Source organism: Pseudomonas sp. LBUM1647, from assembly GCF_059716175.1.
Genome location: NZ_CP166809.1, coordinates 3,237,216 through 3,251,830, shown reverse-complemented (window position 1 = coordinate 3,251,830; position 14,615 = coordinate 3,237,216). Strand labels below are relative to the sequence as shown.

The window sequence follows — 14,615 nt, the reverse complement described above, 5'->3', positions numbered from 1 at the left end:
ACCAGAAATGACCAGCAACACCCCAGATGTTCACGACACATCCTCTGACACTCAGGCGAGCAGAAATTCCCGTCTGCTGGCAGAATCGCCCTTTGTTCGTCTTCACAACGCTCGTCGAGCCAGGAATTTCCCATGCAAATGACCACCGCCCTCTTGATCGTCAACCCGTGCGACGACGAAGAAGACAACATGGCCATGCTCTGCTGCCACAGCGATCAGGGCGATATGTTCCTGATGACCCGCTACCCGGACGAGGACGCGCTGGACATCACCCTCGACGGCGAGCCTTCGACGCTGGACGGCGTGAAAGTCACCCTCAGCCCTACCCGCCTGCTGATCGAAATCGCCGCCGCTGACGCCGATGCGCTCAATGGTGATGATTCGCTGGAAATCATTCACAGCACTGATGCGGCGGATTTGGCTGAAGTGGAAGAAACGCTGCAGAACATTCTTAAAGGCACTGGTACCTACATAAGCCAGTTGACCTGATAGATCGCTAAAAGATCGCAGGCTTCGCCAGCTCCTACATTGACCGGGTTCGACGCAATTGTTACTGATGACACGGATCCCGTAGGAGCTGCCGAAGGCTGCGATCTTTTGATCTTCCCCACACCTTGCACATTTCTACAAAATGCCGTTAGTCGCCGCCCCCCGCGATAGATTAAAGTAACGCCCCCAGCCCTGGCGTTATTCGAACGTCTTCGGTCACCCTTTCCAGGAACAGTCATCGATGGAACATCGTGAAGCGCTGCTAGCGCTGCGAACCTTTCTTTCAACGCAGATTCTCGGCCAGGAAAAACTCATCGAGCGCTTGCTCATCGCCTTGCTCGCCGACGGCCACATGCTGGTCGAGGGTGCTCCGGGCCTGGCCAAGACCAAGGCCATCAAAGAACTTGCCGAAGGCATCGAAGCACAGTTCCATCGCATCCAGTTCACCCCCGACCTGTTGCCGGCCGACATCACTGGTACGGAAATCTATCGCCCGGAAACCGGCAGTTTCGTGTTCCAGCAAGGCCCGATCTTCCACAACCTGGTGCTGGCGGACGAAATCAACCGCGCCCCGGCCAAGGTTCAGTCGGCCCTGCTCGAAGCCATGGGCGAGCGCCAGGTCAGCGTCGGACGCAGCACGTACGAGCTGTCGCCGCTGTTTTTGGTGATGGCCACGCAAAACCCGATCGAGCAGGAAGGCACCTATCCATTGCCCGAAGCGCAGCTCGACCGCTTCCTGATGCACGTGAAAATCGGCTTCCCGGACGCCGCCGTCGAACGACGGATCCTGCAACAGGCCCGTGGCGAAGCGTTGAATGGCGAAACCAAGCCCGAGCGCCGAGTCAGCCAGCAGGCGATTTTTGCCGCGCGCAAGGAAATCCTCGGTTTGTACATGGCCGACGCCGTGGAGGAATACCTGGTGCAACTGGTCATGGCCACACGCACCCCGGCCAAGTTCGACCTGGAGATGGCCGAGTGGATCGCCTATGGCGCCAGCCCACGCGGCTCGATTGCCCTCGACCGTTGCGCCCGGGCCCACGCCTGGCTGGCCGGTCGCGACTTCGTCAGCCCGGAAGACATTCAAGCCGTGCTGTTCGATGTGCTGCGTCATCGCATCATTCTTTCCTTTGAAGCCGAAGCCGCGGGCATCGACCAGGACCGGGTGGTCCAGCGGATTCTCGACGTCGTAGCCGTCGCTTGACCCCGATGAACGTCATCCTGCCGCCCGAGCCGGGCATCCGTGTCAGCCTCGCCGAGCTGATCGAGATGCGCCATCGCGTGCGTGAAGTACAACTGTTCTCCACACCGAGCCAGCGCAGCCCGCTGATCGGATTGCACCACTCCAAACTGCGCGGGCGCGGGGTGGATTTCGATCAGGTGCGGGTCTATCAGGCCGGCGATGACGTGCGAAGCATTGACTGGCGCGTCACCGCCCGCACCCAGGAACCCCACACCAAGCTGTTCCATGAAGAGCGCGAGCGGCCGATTTTCATCATGGTCGAGCAAAGTCGCCGGCTGTTTTTCGGCTCGGGGCTGATGTTCAAATCGGTGCTCGCCGCCCAGGCCGCGAGCCTGATCGGCTGGGCCGCACTGGGTCATAACGATCGGGTCGGCGGACTGGTGTTCGGCAACAACGAGCACTATGAAATCAAGCCACGACGCAGCAAACAGAGCCTGCTGCAATTGCTCAACCGTCTGGTGCGGGTCAATCAGTCGCTGCACACGGAAAGCGAGCCGGACCGGGACGCCTTCAACATTGCCCTGCGTCGCGCCCGGGAAGTACTGCGTCCCGGCAGCCTGGTGATCGTGATCTGCGACGAACGCACCCTGACCGAGGGCGCCGAACAACAGCTGAGCCTGTTGTCACGGCATTGCGATCTGTTGCTGCTGCCGGTATCCGATCCGCTGGATCACGCCCTGCCCGCCGCCGGGCTTTTACGCTTCGCGGAACGCGGTGCGCAACTGGAACTCGACACCCTGAATTTCGAGCTGCGCCAGACCTATCGCGCCCAGGCCGAAGCGCGCATCGCTCACTGGGAATTGCTGGCGCAAAAGCTGCGGGTATTGCTGATGCCCCTGAGCACCCAGAGCGAGATGGTTGAACAATTGCGCGAGTACCTGAACCCGCAGAAACCGGGGAAAGGCCGATGAGCAGCCTCGATCAATTGCAACCACTGATCTCCCCGCCACCGATCGAATTCTGGCCACCGGCACCGGGCTGGTGGCTGTTGCTGTTGTTACTGCCGCTCATCGGTTTCAGTCTGTGGAAGGCAAGGCACTTCTTTGCGAACAAACGCCCGATCGTGCGCGCCGAACAACCGCTGGACCCGGTGCGCCTTGCCGCGCTGGCAGAACTCGCGCGGATGCCCAAACCCTACGACGGCGCTCCGGCCGGTGCCTGGTTGCAGCAACTCAACGGTTTGCTCAAACGCCTGTGCCGCAACCACTACCCCTACAGCCAGAGCCATACCCTCAATGGACGCAAATGGCTGGCATTCCTCGACAATCGCTGCCCGGCCGCCGGCCTGACCCGCTGGATGGTGCTGGTCGAAGGCGCCTACAAACCCGAATGCAAACTCGACGACAAGGCCATCGCCGGCCTGACGCAGGCTGTCGACACCTGGATTCGTAAACATGTTTGAGTTCGCCTGGCCGTGGATCTTTGCCCTGCTGCCGCTGCCCTGGCTGATGCGCGTCGTGCTGCCTGCCGCCGACAGTGGCGAACCGGCACTCAAAGTCAGCTTCCTCGGCGACCTCGAAGGCCTGGCCCGCCGCCGCGCCCGGGCCAACCTGCCGGCCTGGCGCCAACAGGCACCGTTCATTCTGCTGTGGCTGTTGTTACTGATCGCGGCGGCGCGCCCGCAATGGCTCGGCGAACCGCTGCCCATCGCCGCCAGCGGTCGCGATCTGCTGGTAGCGGTCGACGTGTCTGGCTCGATGGATTACCCCGACATGCAATGGCAGGACGAAGACGTCAGTCGACTCACACTGGTTCAGCACTTGCTCGGTGACTTCCTTGAGAGTCGCGACGGCGATCGCGTCGGCCTGATCCTGTTCGGCAGCCAGGCGTATCTGCAAGCACCGCTGACGTTCGACCGGCACACGGTGCGCGTGTGGCTCGACGAAGCGCGGATCGGCATCGCCGGCAAGAACACCGCCATCGGCGATGCCATTGGCCTGGCCCTCAAACGCCTGCGCCAACGCCCGGCACAAAGTCGCGTACTGATTCTGGTCACTGACGGCGCCAACAACGGTGGCCAAATCGACCCGCTCACGGCTGCGCGGCTGGCAGCCAGCGAAGGCGTGAAAATCTACCCGATCGGTATCGGCGCCGATCCGGAGCAAAGCGGCACTTTGGGTTTCCTGGGGGTCAACCCGAGCCTCGACCTCGATGAACCCTCCTTGATGGCGATCGCCGAAGCCACGGGCGGCCAGTATTTTCGCGCCCATGATGACAAGGAGCTGCAAGCGATCAAGAACACCCTCGACAAACTGGAACCGGTGACCCAGCAGCCAACTCAGGCCCGCCCGGCGCAGGCGTTGTACCACTGGCCTTTGGCAATGGGATTGCTATTGAGCATGCTGTTGGTGGTTCGCGAACGCTGGCCGGACAACCCGTTGCGGCGACTGTTCACCAAGGATCTTCTGCAAACTCAACTGCCCGACTGGCGCCAGCGGCTTAAACGCCTGCGTCTGCGGAGGCGCCGATGAGTGCACTCTGGCCGTACTTGTTCCGCCCCTGGTGGTTGCTGTTGTTGCCATTGCTCGGTTGGTTGCTCTGGCAACTCTGGCATCGGCAGAAACGCGCCGGGCGCTGGCAAATGATTCTGCCACCGGCCTTCCATGCAGCGTTGCTCAGTGGTGGCAACGGTCGCGACAGTAAATTGCCGTGGGTCATCCTTGGATGTGCCTGGGTGCTGACCGTTCTGGCGCTGCTCGGGCCGAGCTGGGAACGTGTCGAGCAAGCCAGCCAGAAACCCGCCGACCCGCTGGTCGTGGTCCTTGAGCTGACCCCGGAAATGCTCGCCACCGACGTACCACCCAACCGGCTGGAACAGGCCCGGCGCAAGCTGTTCGACCTGCTGGAGAACCGCAGCGACGCCCAGACTGCGATTGTCGTCTACTCCGGCAGCGCTCACACGCTGGTGCCCCTTTCGGATGACCTGTCGACCAGCCGCAATCTATTGGATGCCCTCAAGCCTTCGCTGATGCCCCAAATAGGACATCGCGCCGATCTGGCGGTGACCAAGGCCCTTGCCCTGCTGGATCAGGGCGCCCTCGGCGACGGGCGGATCCTGCTGATCGGTTCGACCTTGACCGAACTGGAGCGCCAGGGGATTGAGCAGGTGCTGGACGGCAAGTCGACACAATTTCTGATGCTCGGTATCGGCACTGCCGAAGGCGCGCCGATCACCCAGGAGGACGGCAGTTTTCTGAAGGACGACCAGGGCGCGATTCTGGTGCCACATCTGGACGAACCAAGCCTGAAAGCCTTTGTAAACGACCTGGACGGACGCTATCGCCACGCGCGCCTGGACGATGCCGACTTGCGCGGCCTCGGCTTGCTCGACGAACCACGCACGCTACGCAACGACGGCCAGACCCTGCGCCTCGATACGTGGGCCGATCAGGGTTACTGGCTGTTGTTGCCATTGTTGCTGCTGGCGGCGTGCGCCGGTCGTCGCGGCTGGCTGTTCTGCTTGCCACTGCTGTTTTTGCTGCCTCAACCGAGTTATGCCTTCGACTTCAACGATTTGTGGCTGCGACCCGACCAACAGGGTCTGATCTTGCTCAAGCAGAAGCGCCCGGCCGAGGCTGCGCAGCATTTCGAAGATCGACAATGGCAAGGTGTGGCGCTCTACGAGGCAGGCGACTACAGCGGCGCCGCCCAGCGGTTCGCCGAAGGCAGCGACGCCCACGCCCACTACAATCGTGGCAACGCCCTGGCCAAAAGCGGCGAGCTGGAAGCCGCGCTGGATGCCTACGAACAGGCGCTGGAGCGTCAACCGGATTTGCGTCCGGCCCTGACCAACAAAGCGCTGGTGGAAAGTCTGCTCAAGCAGAAAAACACTCCACCGCCCGTTGCACCGGACAAAAACGCCGGCAACGAGACCGAGCCCCCCACGCAAGAACCGCCGCCGGGCGCGGCCACGCAACCGTCGGATAATGGCGAACCGAAAACCGACAGCCAACAAACCACGACGGACTCCGACCAACAGAGCAAAACGCCATCGAAACCCGGCACCAATGAAGTCCCGGGCAGCGAACTGGGGGATGAAGACAGCACCCGACCACCGATGCGTCCGGCCAGCGACAGCATCGATGGTGAACGGCGCCAGGCGCTGGAGCAATGGCTGCGCAAGATCCCGGATGATCCGGGTGAATTGCTCAGACGCAAATTCTGGTACGAACAGCAACAACATCAGGATCAGGGAAAAACTCGATGACCCGCTTCACCACTTTCTTGCTCGCACTGCTGATCTGGACTGTTCAGGCCCAGGCTGCGGGGCTGGTCGCCAGTGTGGATCGCAGTCGCCTGAACAGCGGCGAGACGATTGAACTGACCCTGGAATCCAACGACGTGACGCAGTTCGGCAAGCCTGATCTGACACCGCTGGAGCCGCTGTTCGAAGTGCGCGGCACCCGCCAGGTCAACCAGTTGACCACCCTGAACGGCGACAACCGTGCGACCACCCGCTGGATCATCACCCTGCTGCCTCGGCAGAACGGCAGCGTGGTGATTCCGTCACTGCAACTGGGTGACGTGCAGAGCCAGCCAATCACCGTGCAAGTGGTCGAAACCGAAACCCAGGACAGCCCGACCAAACGGGCCCCGGTGTTCATCGACGCCAGCCTCGATCAAAACAGCGTGTACGTGCAGGCCCAGGCGATCCTGACCTTACGCATCTACCATTCGGTGTCGCTGTACGACGACAGCAGCCTGCCCCCTTTGCAGATCCCCGATGTGCGCATCGAGCAACTGGGCGAGGCGCGCACCTACGAGAAAGACATCAATGGCCTGCGCCACGGCGTGATCGAGATGCGCTACGCGATCTACCCGCAACACAGCGGTGAGTTGATCATTCCGCCGCAGATATTCAATGCCGCACTCGTGGACGCACAACCCGCCCAGGACGCCGCCACGCAGGCACCGAAATCCGGCAAACTGATGCGGGTCAGCTCCGCCGAGATTCTGCTGACGGTCAAAGCCAAACCCATCACCTACCCGGCCGACATGCCATGGCTGCCGGCCCGTAGCCTCAGCCTGAGCGAAAGCTGGAACCCGGAACCGGATCATGCGCAGGTGGGTGATTCGTTGACCCGCAGCCTGACGGTAAAGGCTGAAGGCCTGGACAGTTCGCAATTGCCACCGCTGCCCGCCACCGACGTCAACGGCTTGCGGCGCTACCCGGATCAACCGGTGCTGGGCAACCAGAACAGCGAACGAGGCCTGATCGGCAGTCGCGAAGACCGTGAAGCCCTGGTGCCAACGCGTGCCGGCGCAATCGAGTTGCCAGCGGTTGAAGTGATCTGGTGGAACACCTTCGAGGACCACCTGGATCACAGCAGCCTGCCGGCCCGAACCCTGCCAGTGGCAAACAATCCGAGCCTGATGGTCGACACCCCGGCCGGTACCCCTAAAGTCTTTTCCGCGGCCGACAATGAAGCCCTCTGGTGGTGGAAACTCAGCACCCTGGTCCTGGCCTGCACCACCCTGCTGGGCTTCGGTCTCTGGTGGCGCGCCCGCTGGCAACCGGCGATCCTGCGTGCGGCGCAGACCGGCCCAAGCCCGCGCACCGTGCTCGACGATCTCAAGCGCGCCTGTCAGGCCAACGACTCCCACGCCACCCGCCAGGCCCTCGACGCCTGGGCCCGGCAACAACCGGAAACCCTGGCCGATATGGCGGCGCGCTTTGTGCCGTTGTCCGACGCCCTCGACGGCTTGAACGGCGCGCTCTACAGCGAAACCGGCCAGCATTGGCAAGGTGAAGATCTGTGGCGGGCGATCAAGGCGATTCCGATTGCCGAGCGGGTTCAGGACCCGGTGGGCGACAGTGGACTGCCGCCGCTCTACCCCAAATAACCACTGTCGCCGCACTCCATGTAGCAGCTGGCGAAGCCTGCGTCCGACTGCGCAGCAGTCGTAGAACCAGCTTGCATGGCTTGTCTGATACACCGCATCTGTTGATTTTACGACTGCTGCGCAGCCGGACGCAGGCTTCGCCAGCTGCTACAGGTTGTGGCGTTGGCCACATCCAGCGTGTTTGCCAGTAAACTCCCTCCCCTTTAGCCGCCATCATTTTCCTCGCGGCCATCACCTTATTTCCTACGGAGTTCACCTTGCGTCTGTTTCATACCTCCGACTGGCACCTCGGGCAGAACCTGCACGGCCAGGAACGCGATTTCGAACACGCCTGCTTTCTCGAATGGCTGTTGCGTCAGCTAAAGCTGGACCAGCCAGACGTGCTGCTGATCGCCGGCGATATCTTCGACACGGTCAACCCACCGGTCAAAGCCCAGGAACGTCTCTACGATTTCATCGTCAGCGCCCATGAACAACAGCCGAAGCTGACCATCGTGATGATCGCCGGCAACCACGATTCCGGCTCTCGCATCGAACTGCCCGCGCCGTTGATGCGCCGTTTGCGCACCCACGCTTTGGGCCGTGTGCTGTGGCTGGATGATGGTCAACTCGACGCCGAGCGCCTGCTGCTGCCATTGCCGGATGCCAAAGGCAAAACCGTCGCCTGGTGCCTGGCGCTGCCGTTCCTGCGACCGGCAGAAGTGACCGGCGCGCACTTGGGCGACAACTACCTGCGCGGTATCGGTCAGGTTCACGAATGGCTGATCGAAGCGGCTAATGCCAAACGCAAGCGGGGCCAGGCGCTGATCGCTATCAGCCACGCGCACATGGCCGGCGGTTCGGTGTCGGAAGACTCCGAGCGCAGCCTGATCATCGGTAACGCCGAAGCGCTGCCCGCCAGCCTGTTCGGGCCGAGCATCAGTTACGTCGCCCTCGGTCATTTGCACAAGCCGCAGAAGGTCAATGGTGAAGAGCGTATCCGCTACAGCGGCTCGCCAATTCCGCTGTCGTTCTCCGAGATTGGCTATCAGCACCAGATTCTCGACATCAAACTCGACGGCGAAACCCTGGTCAGCGTCGAACCCAAACTGATCCCCCGGGCTGTGAATCTGCAACGCATCGGTCCCGCGCCACTGGCGGAAATCCTGCTGCAACTGGCCGACCTGCCGAACATCGACCTGCTGGCCGATATCCAGCGCCAGCCGTGGCTGGAAGTTCGGGTGCGCCTCGATGAGCCGCAACCCGACTTGCGTTATCAAGTGGAAACCGCCCTGCAAGGCAAAGCCGTGCGTCTGGTGCGAATCGCCGCTGAATACGTCGGCAACGGCAGCCGCGATGGCGTCGATGACGGCACGACCTTGATTGAACTCGACCAGCTCTCGCCTCAGGAACTGTTCAGCCGCGCCTGGCAGGACAACTACGGCAGCGAGGTCGACGAGCAAACCCTCAAGGACTTCGCCGAGCTGTTGCAAGACGTGCAGATGGAGAGCGAACAACTATGAAGATCCTCGCGATCCGCCTGAAAAACCTCGCCTCACTGGCCGGGCCCTTTGAAATCGACTTTACCGCTGAGCCGCTGGCCAGCGCCGGTCTGTTCGCGATCACCGGGCCGACCGGCGCCGGTAAAAGCACCTTGCTCGACGCCTTGTGCCTGGCGCTGTTCGGTGCTGTGCCTCGGCTTAGCAATGCTCAGGTGTCTGCCAAAGCGCCAGACGCCGACGGCGAGATCAGCACTGGCGACCCCCGCACGCTGCTGCGTCGCGGCACCGGTGAAGGTTATGCCGAAGTAGATTTCGTTGGCATCGATGGCCGTCGCTACCGCGCTCGCTGGGAAGCTAATCGCGCCCGCGAGAAGGCCGGCGGCAAGCTGCAAGCCAGCCGTCAGAGTTTGCGCGACATCGATCTGGATCAACTGCTGACCAGTCAGAAAGTTGAATTCAAAATCCATCTCGAATCCGTACTGGGCCTGAACTTTGAGCAATTCACCCGCGCGGTGCTGCTGGCCCAGAGTGAATTCAGTGCTTTTCTCAAGGCTAACGACAACGAACGTAGCGAACTGCTGGAAAAACTCACCGACACCGCGCTCTATACGCGCCTCGGTCGCCGGGCGTTCGACAAAACCAAAGAGGCTCGCGAAACCCACAAGCTGCTGCAGGACCAGGCCACCGGCGTGACGCCGCTGTCGCCGGAAGCCCGGGCAGAACTCGATGAACGCTTCAGCGAAGCTCAGCAACAACTCAAGACCCAGCAAGCGCAGCTCAAGCAATTAGATCTGCAACACACCTGGCTCAAGGACCTGCATCAATTGCAGGACGAGCAGCAGAGCGCCACCGAGCAGTTGCAATCGGCCCAGCAGCGTTGGGAAGTTCTGGCCGGCGAACGTTTGAAGCTGACTCGCCTGGAGCAACTGGCCCCGCAACGGCACCAGTTCGCCCGCAAGACAGAACTCACTGCCCAGCTCACCCCGCTGGCCGCGCTGATTCAGCAACATACCCAACAGCAAACCAAACTGAACGAGCGCCAGACGCAACTCGAACACAGCCTGAGCGCTGCGCAGACCGCACGGGGCGAAGCCCAAGGCCAACACACCACCAGCGCTCCACTGTTGCGTCAGGCCTTCGAAGAGCAAAGCACCCTCGCTCGCCTGGTCAAGGACGCCAGTCTCAGTGCCGACCTCAAGCAGCAGGCGGAACTGGCCTGCACTCAGGGCCAAAACACGATCCAAGGCTTGCTCGACCAACAGAAACAGGTCGCCGAACGTTTGCAGCGGATTGCCGGGGAGCTTGAGCAAAGCACCCCTCTAGCGCCGTTGAGCGATGCCTGGAACGCCTACCGTGATCGCCTGCAACAGCTGATGCTGATCGGCAATCGCCTGAACAAGGGCCAGGCTGAACTGGCCGCCCTGGAACAGAGCGCCGCTCGCGCTGCCGAGGATCTGTCCACTCAGCGCCAGAGCCTTGAAGTGCTGTACAAGGAGGCCGGCGCCGAACCGGAAGCGGTGGCCGAGCAGATCCAGATTCTCGGTAGTTTGTTGCAAGACAACCGCAAGCAGCAGCGGGCCTTTGAAGAGTTGACGCGCCTGTGGGCCAGTCAGCAGGAACTGGACAAACGCGCGTCCGAACTCCAGCAGCGCCAGCTGACCGCTCAGCAAGAACGAGAACGTCTGACCCAGGACGGTGTAAAAGCCAAGAACGAATTGGTCGTCGCAGAACAGACCCTGAGCGTCACCCGCGAATTGCTGGAACGCCAGCGCCTGGCCCGCAGCGCCACCGTCGAAGAACTGCGCGAGCAGTTGCAGGACGATCAGCCGTGCCCAGTCTGTGGCAGCCCCGACCATCCTTATCATCAGCCCGAAGCCCTGCTGCAGAGCCTTGGCCGGCATGATGAAAGCGAACAGGCCAGTGCTCAGAAAGCCGTCGACCTGCTGAAAGAAAAACTCACTGAACTGCGCGCTGAAGTGGGCGGTGTGATTGCGCAGCAAAAGGAGTTGCTGCAACAACAAGAACACCTCGCGACTCAGCAACAGAGCCTGGCGCCGAGCCTTGAAGCACATCCGTTGTCTGCGCAGCTGCTCACGCAGGATGCGCTCAAACGCGATGTCTGGCTGGTGCAGCAAAACAACCAGTTGAACCAAAGCATCACTCAGGACGAACAACGGCAGACCGCCCTGCTCACCCTGCAACAGGACGCCGCGCGCCTTCAACAGCAACTGCGTAGCGCTGAAGCGGCGAGCCAGCAAGCTACCCAGCACCTGGCCAACCAGCAACGGGAGTTGAGCAGTGATCGCCAGCGTCTGGACGAGGAGTTGACGGCGTTCAGCAGCCTGCTCCCGGCCGACACGCTGCAAGCGCTGCGCAACGAACCGGCCACGACCTTCATGCAACTGGACCGGCAGATCACCCAGCGTCTGGAACAACTCGATCAGCAACGCGATGAACTCAGCGAACAGCAACAACGGCAGCAGACGCTGGAGAAAGAACAGGACCGCCAACTCACTCGCCTCCAGCAGTTGGAAACGGCCCGCCAGCAGTTCACCGCCCTCGCCAACCAGCAACAGGCCTGCCAGCAAAAACTCACGCAATTGCTCGGCAAACACGCCAGCGCCGAGCAGTGGCAGCAGCAATTGGATCAAGCCGTCGAACAGGCGCGCAATGCCGAAGCGACGGCCAATCAGGAACTGCAAACCGTGCGTACGCGGCTGGTGCAGCTGAGTGCCGAACTCAAGGCCCAGCAGGAACGCTCGCAGGCACTGGACACCGAAGATCGCGAGCTGAGCGGCAAGATTGCCGACTGGCGCGCATTGCATCCGGAACTGGATGACGGTGGCCTGGAAGATCTGCTGAGTGTCGACGACCAGCAGGTCAGCGAACTGCGTCAGCAATTGCAGCAAAGCGAAAAAGCCATCGAACAAACCAAGGTCCTGTTGCAGGAACGCGATCAGCGTCTGCTCAATCATCAAGCACAGCACAACGGCAATCTCGACTTCGAACAGCTGGCGACGGCGCTTGCCGAGCTGCAAAACCTGTTCACCGCCAGCGAACACCGTTGCGCCGAACTGCGCGCCGAACAGGCCGAGGATCAGCGCCGGCAAAACGCCAATCAGGCCCTCGCGCAGCAGATCGCCGACGCTTACACCGAATACCAGCGCTGGGCACGTTTGAATGCACTGATTGGTTCGGCCACGGGCGACACCTTCCGCAAGATCGCCCAGGCCTACAACCTCGACCTGCTGGTGCATCACGCCAACGTTCAGTTACGGCAACTGGTGCGGCGCTATCGCCTCAAACGTGGCGGCAGCATGCTCGGGTTGTTGGTGATGGACACCGAGATGGGTGATGAACTGCGTTCGGTGCATTCGTTGTCCGGCGGCGAGACGTTCCTGGTGTCGCTGGCTCTGGCCTTGGGCTTGGCATCGATGGCATCGAGCACGCTGAAAATCGAATCGTTGTTCATCGACGAAGGCTTCGGCAGCCTCGATCCGGAATCCCTGCAACTGGCCATGGATGCTCTCGACGGCTTGCAAGCGCAGGGACGAAAAGTCGCGGTGATTTCACACGTGCAGGAAATGCATGAACGGATTCCGGTGCAGATTCAGGTCCGCCGTCAGGGCAACGGCCTGAGCACGCTGGAGGTGAAATGAATACGCTGTATTCCTTCCGCCGCTGCCCCTACGCGATGCGGGCGCGCATGGCCCTGCGCTACTCCGGCGTTGCGGTGAATATTGTCGAGGTCAGCCTGAAGGCCAAACCTGCCGAAATGCTGGCGCTGTCGAGCAAAGGCACGGTGCCGGTGCTGAGCGTCGACGGTCAGGTGATCGATGAAAGCCTAGCGATCATGCACTGGGCGTTGGCGCAGAGCGATCCACAGGATTGGTTGCTCAAGGATGATCCTGTCGGGCAGCAACTCATCGCTGGGCTGATCGAAGAAAACGATCAGGTGTTCAAGGTGCACCTGAATCGCTACAAGTACGCCGAGCGATACCCCGAGCAGCCGATGACGGTTTATCGAGCCGAGGGCGAGGTGTTTTTGCGCAGGCTCGATGAGTTGCTGGTGGGACGCGACTACTTGTTGGCCGAGCATCCGAGTCTGGCGGATGTGGCGCTGATGCCGTTCGTGCGGCAATTCGCCCATGTGGATCGCGAGTGGTTTGGGCAGTCGCCCTATCACCGTTTGCAGGCCTGGTTGCAGCGGTTTTTGGAATCAGTCCTGTTCACATCAATCATGAAGAAGTAACCGATCCTAAAGGGGCAAAAAACCTGTGGCGAGGGGATTTATCCCCGTTGGGTCGCGAAGCGGCCCCCAGCGTCCATTCAAGTAGACTGAGTCTCGCCGACTTACGACTGCTTCGCAGCCGAACGGGGATAAATCCCCTCGCCACAATTGACCGCATTGACTGGCGACTCACGCCAACACTTCACACATCTCCAGCGCCGAGCAATCCACCTGGAACGGCCCGAAAAAACTGCCTTGGCGTTTGATCGGCGGATTGCCGGCCAGCAGCCCCAGGGCTTTCGCGGTTTCAATGTTACGAGCAAGGTTGTGATTGGCTTCGATAGTCCGCGCCACCGACCCCGCCGAGCCCTGTCCGATCCCCAGCAAGGAAGATCCATTGGTCATGAATGCCAGGAAGGCGATGACCCAAAGTCTGTGCCCTTTCATGCCCCGGCGACTCCTGCGAGTTCAGCCTGATCGACCATCGCGTTTTGCGAACGGTATTCAAACTGGATGCCGGGATGAGCGACTTGAATCGGCGCATCGAGGGTCTGTTGCGATTGAGGCGAGAGGCTGAAAACCAGCACCATGGCCACGTAAAGACCGATAGCCAGGTAGGCGCCGTATTTGGCAGAAGTGATGATTGCGCTGGCCATGATGTTCTCCGCAGGCATGTTTGGATGCCCACAGAGTCGATCAAAAAAGCGGTGGTAACCACTCAGGGTTATCCATAGTAACCATCAGCTTCGTTAATCATTAAGCCAAACTATCTCAGTCTTCAATAAAACTCATCAAGCGTTCGCGTGCCGCATCCGGCTCGTCTGGAACGGGCTGGGCAGCCGAAAGAATGGGGGTGGAATAGAGAAACAGAAGAACCACGGCCAGACGCATTGCCATGCTGTCGATCCTTATCATGAGAAGGAGTCAAAAAATCAGCGTCAAATTTAAACTTATGGCTATGTGATATCAAGGAATACATTGATAGCAATATGATGCTGTCGTAAACGCGTTATGCAGGAGCGACATCACTCAGGTCTCTCGAAGCTTTTCAGCTCGATCGGCGCAAGTGACTTCGCTCCTGCATAAAGGGTGCAGGGTTCCAATTTCAGGCTTGGGTCTTGTGATCCAGAGCCGCGTAAAAGTTGGCACTCTGTTGCAGGTATTTCTGGGTGTAGCTTTGGGCGTGGGATTTTTTGTCGCTGATTTCAACGTTGGCGCTGGCTGGCAACGCAACGGTGGCAGAGATAGCGGAAGCGGCGATTACGGAGAAGAGATTGAAGTTCATGGCGGTGTTCCTCGGATTCAGTTGGCTTGCTTGCCCGGTGGGGCC

14 protein-coding genes are annotated in these 14,615 nt (G+C 60.8%); 10 read left to right on the top strand and 4 right to left on the bottom strand.

Annotated elements, in window-relative coordinates; all coding sequences use genetic code 11:
• Positions 1-132 precede the first annotated feature (132 nt).
• The 10 genes from ACA059_RS14825 to ACA059_RS14780 all read left to right on the top strand — a co-directional run bounded on the left by ACA059_RS14825 (position 133) and on the right by ACA059_RS14780 (position 13,306).
• Positions 133-489: a hypothetical protein gene (locus tag ACA059_RS14825; protein ID WP_497634504.1), complete on the top strand. Its 357-nt coding sequence runs from the start codon at positions 133-135 to the stop codon at positions 487-489.
• Between the two features lie 241 nt (positions 490-730).
• Positions 731-1,690, top strand: a complete 960-nt coding sequence (locus tag ACA059_RS14820; protein ID WP_497634503.1) for an AAA family ATPase — start codon at positions 731-733, stop codon at positions 1,688-1,690.
• 5 nt (positions 1,691-1,695) lie between these two features.
• On the top strand, positions 1,696-2,640 hold the full coding sequence (locus tag ACA059_RS14815; RefSeq protein WP_497634502.1) for a DUF58 domain-containing protein: 945 nt from the start codon (positions 1,696-1,698) through the stop codon (positions 2,638-2,640).
• Positions 2,637-3,131, top strand: a complete 495-nt coding sequence (locus ACA059_RS14810; RefSeq protein WP_497634501.1) for a DUF4381 domain-containing protein — start codon at positions 2,637-2,639, stop codon at positions 3,129-3,131. The genes ACA059_RS14815 and ACA059_RS14810 overlap by 4 nt, the downstream gene beginning before the upstream one ends.
• Positions 3,124-4,200 (top strand): vWA domain-containing protein, encoded by a 1,077-nt coding sequence (locus ACA059_RS14805; RefSeq protein ID WP_497634500.1) that lies wholly within the window; start codon positions 3,124-3,126, stop codon positions 4,198-4,200. The genes ACA059_RS14810 and ACA059_RS14805 overlap by 8 nt, the downstream gene beginning before the upstream one ends.
• A complete protein-coding gene (locus ACA059_RS14800) occupies positions 4,197-5,936 on the top strand; it encodes a tetratricopeptide repeat protein (RefSeq protein ID WP_497634499.1) in 1,740 nt (579 codons plus the stop codon). The genes ACA059_RS14805 and ACA059_RS14800 overlap by 4 nt, the downstream gene beginning before the upstream one ends.
• Positions 5,933-7,573 carry a BatD family protein gene (locus ACA059_RS14795; RefSeq protein WP_497634498.1) on the top strand — a complete coding sequence of 547 codons (1,641 nt, stop codon included), beginning with the start codon at positions 5,933-5,935 and terminating at the stop codon, positions 7,571-7,573. The genes ACA059_RS14800 and ACA059_RS14795 overlap by 4 nt, the downstream gene beginning before the upstream one ends.
• Before the next feature lie 257 nt (positions 7,574-7,830).
• Positions 7,831-9,075 (top strand): exonuclease SbcCD subunit D C-terminal domain-containing protein, encoded by a 1,245-nt coding sequence (locus ACA059_RS14790; protein WP_497634497.1) that lies wholly within the window; start codon positions 7,831-7,833, stop codon positions 9,073-9,075.
• Positions 9,072-12,713, top strand: a complete 3,642-nt coding sequence (locus ACA059_RS14785; protein ID WP_497634496.1) for an AAA family ATPase — start codon at positions 9,072-9,074, stop codon at positions 12,711-12,713. The genes ACA059_RS14790 and ACA059_RS14785 overlap by 4 nt, the downstream gene beginning before the upstream one ends.
• Positions 12,710-13,306 carry a glutathione S-transferase gene (locus ACA059_RS14780; RefSeq protein ID WP_497634495.1) on the top strand — a complete coding sequence of 199 codons (597 nt, stop codon included), beginning with the start codon at positions 12,710-12,712 and terminating at the stop codon, positions 13,304-13,306. The genes ACA059_RS14785 and ACA059_RS14780 overlap by 4 nt, the downstream gene beginning before the upstream one ends.
• A gap of 168 nt (positions 13,307-13,474) precedes the next feature.
• On the opposite strand, the gene ACA059_RS14775 is transcribed toward ACA059_RS14780, so the two are convergent.
• The 4 genes from ACA059_RS14775 to ACA059_RS14760 all read right to left on the bottom strand — a co-directional run bounded on the left by ACA059_RS14775 (position 13,475) and on the right by ACA059_RS14760 (position 14,570).
• Positions 13,475-13,732 carry a hypothetical protein gene (locus ACA059_RS14775; RefSeq protein ID WP_497634494.1) on the bottom strand — a complete coding sequence of 86 codons (258 nt, stop codon included), beginning with the start codon at positions 13,730-13,732 and terminating at the stop codon, positions 13,475-13,477.
• Positions 13,729-13,941: a hypothetical protein gene (locus ACA059_RS14770; protein ID WP_497634493.1), complete on the bottom strand. Its 213-nt coding sequence runs from the start codon at positions 13,939-13,941 to the stop codon at positions 13,729-13,731. The genes ACA059_RS14775 and ACA059_RS14770 overlap by 4 nt, the downstream gene beginning before the upstream one ends.
• Before the next feature lie 115 nt (positions 13,942-14,056).
• Entirely contained in the window at positions 14,057-14,182 is a 126-nt protein-coding gene (locus ACA059_RS14765; protein ID WP_255141673.1) for a hypothetical protein, read from the bottom strand.
• Positions 14,183-14,390: 208 nt separating this feature from the next.
• Complete coding sequence (locus ACA059_RS14760; RefSeq protein ID WP_008030101.1) at positions 14,391-14,570, bottom strand: hypothetical protein; 180 nt, start codon at positions 14,568-14,570, stop codon at positions 14,391-14,393.
• Positions 14,571-14,615 lie beyond the last annotated feature (45 nt).

Bases quoted from the DNA above. Each gene is read 5' to 3' on its own strand.
- ACA059_RS14815 (WP_497634502.1), top strand. From the start codon at position 1,696: ATGAACGTCATCCTGCCGCCCGAGCCGGGCATCCGTGTCAGCCTCGCC.
- ACA059_RS14795 (WP_497634498.1), top strand. From the start codon at position 5,933: ATGACCCGCTTCACCACTTTCTTGCTCGCACTGCTGATCTGGACTGTT.
- ACA059_RS14785 (WP_497634496.1), top strand. From the start codon at position 9,072: ATGAAGATCCTCGCGATCCGCCTGAAAAACCTCGCCTCACTGGCCGGG.
- ACA059_RS14775 (WP_497634494.1), bottom strand. From the start codon at position 13,732: ATGAAAGGGCACAGACTTTGGGTCATCGCCTTCCTGGCATTCATGACC.
- ACA059_RS14780 (WP_497634495.1), top strand. From the start codon at position 12,710: ATGAATACGCTGTATTCCTTCCGCCGCTGCCCCTACGCGATGCGGGCG.
- ACA059_RS14820 (WP_497634503.1), top strand. From the start codon at position 731: ATGGAACATCGTGAAGCGCTGCTAGCGCTGCGAACCTTTCTTTCAACG.
- ACA059_RS14805 (WP_497634500.1), top strand. From the start codon at position 3,124: ATGTTTGAGTTCGCCTGGCCGTGGATCTTTGCCCTGCTGCCGCTGCCC.
- ACA059_RS14770 (WP_497634493.1), bottom strand. From the start codon at position 13,941: ATGGCCAGCGCAATCATCACTTCTGCCAAATACGGCGCCTACCTGGCT.
- ACA059_RS14825 (WP_497634504.1), top strand. From the start codon at position 133: ATGCAAATGACCACCGCCCTCTTGATCGTCAACCCGTGCGACGACGAA.
- ACA059_RS14760 (WP_008030101.1), bottom strand. From the start codon at position 14,570: ATGAACTTCAATCTCTTCTCCGTAATCGCCGCTTCCGCTATCTCTGCC.
- ACA059_RS14800 (WP_497634499.1), top strand. From the start codon at position 4,197: ATGAGTGCACTCTGGCCGTACTTGTTCCGCCCCTGGTGGTTGCTGTTG.
- ACA059_RS14765 (WP_255141673.1), bottom strand. From the start codon at position 14,182: ATGGCAATGCGTCTGGCCGTGGTTCTTCTGTTTCTCTATTCCACCCCC.
- ACA059_RS14810 (WP_497634501.1), top strand. From the start codon at position 2,637: ATGAGCAGCCTCGATCAATTGCAACCACTGATCTCCCCGCCACCGATC.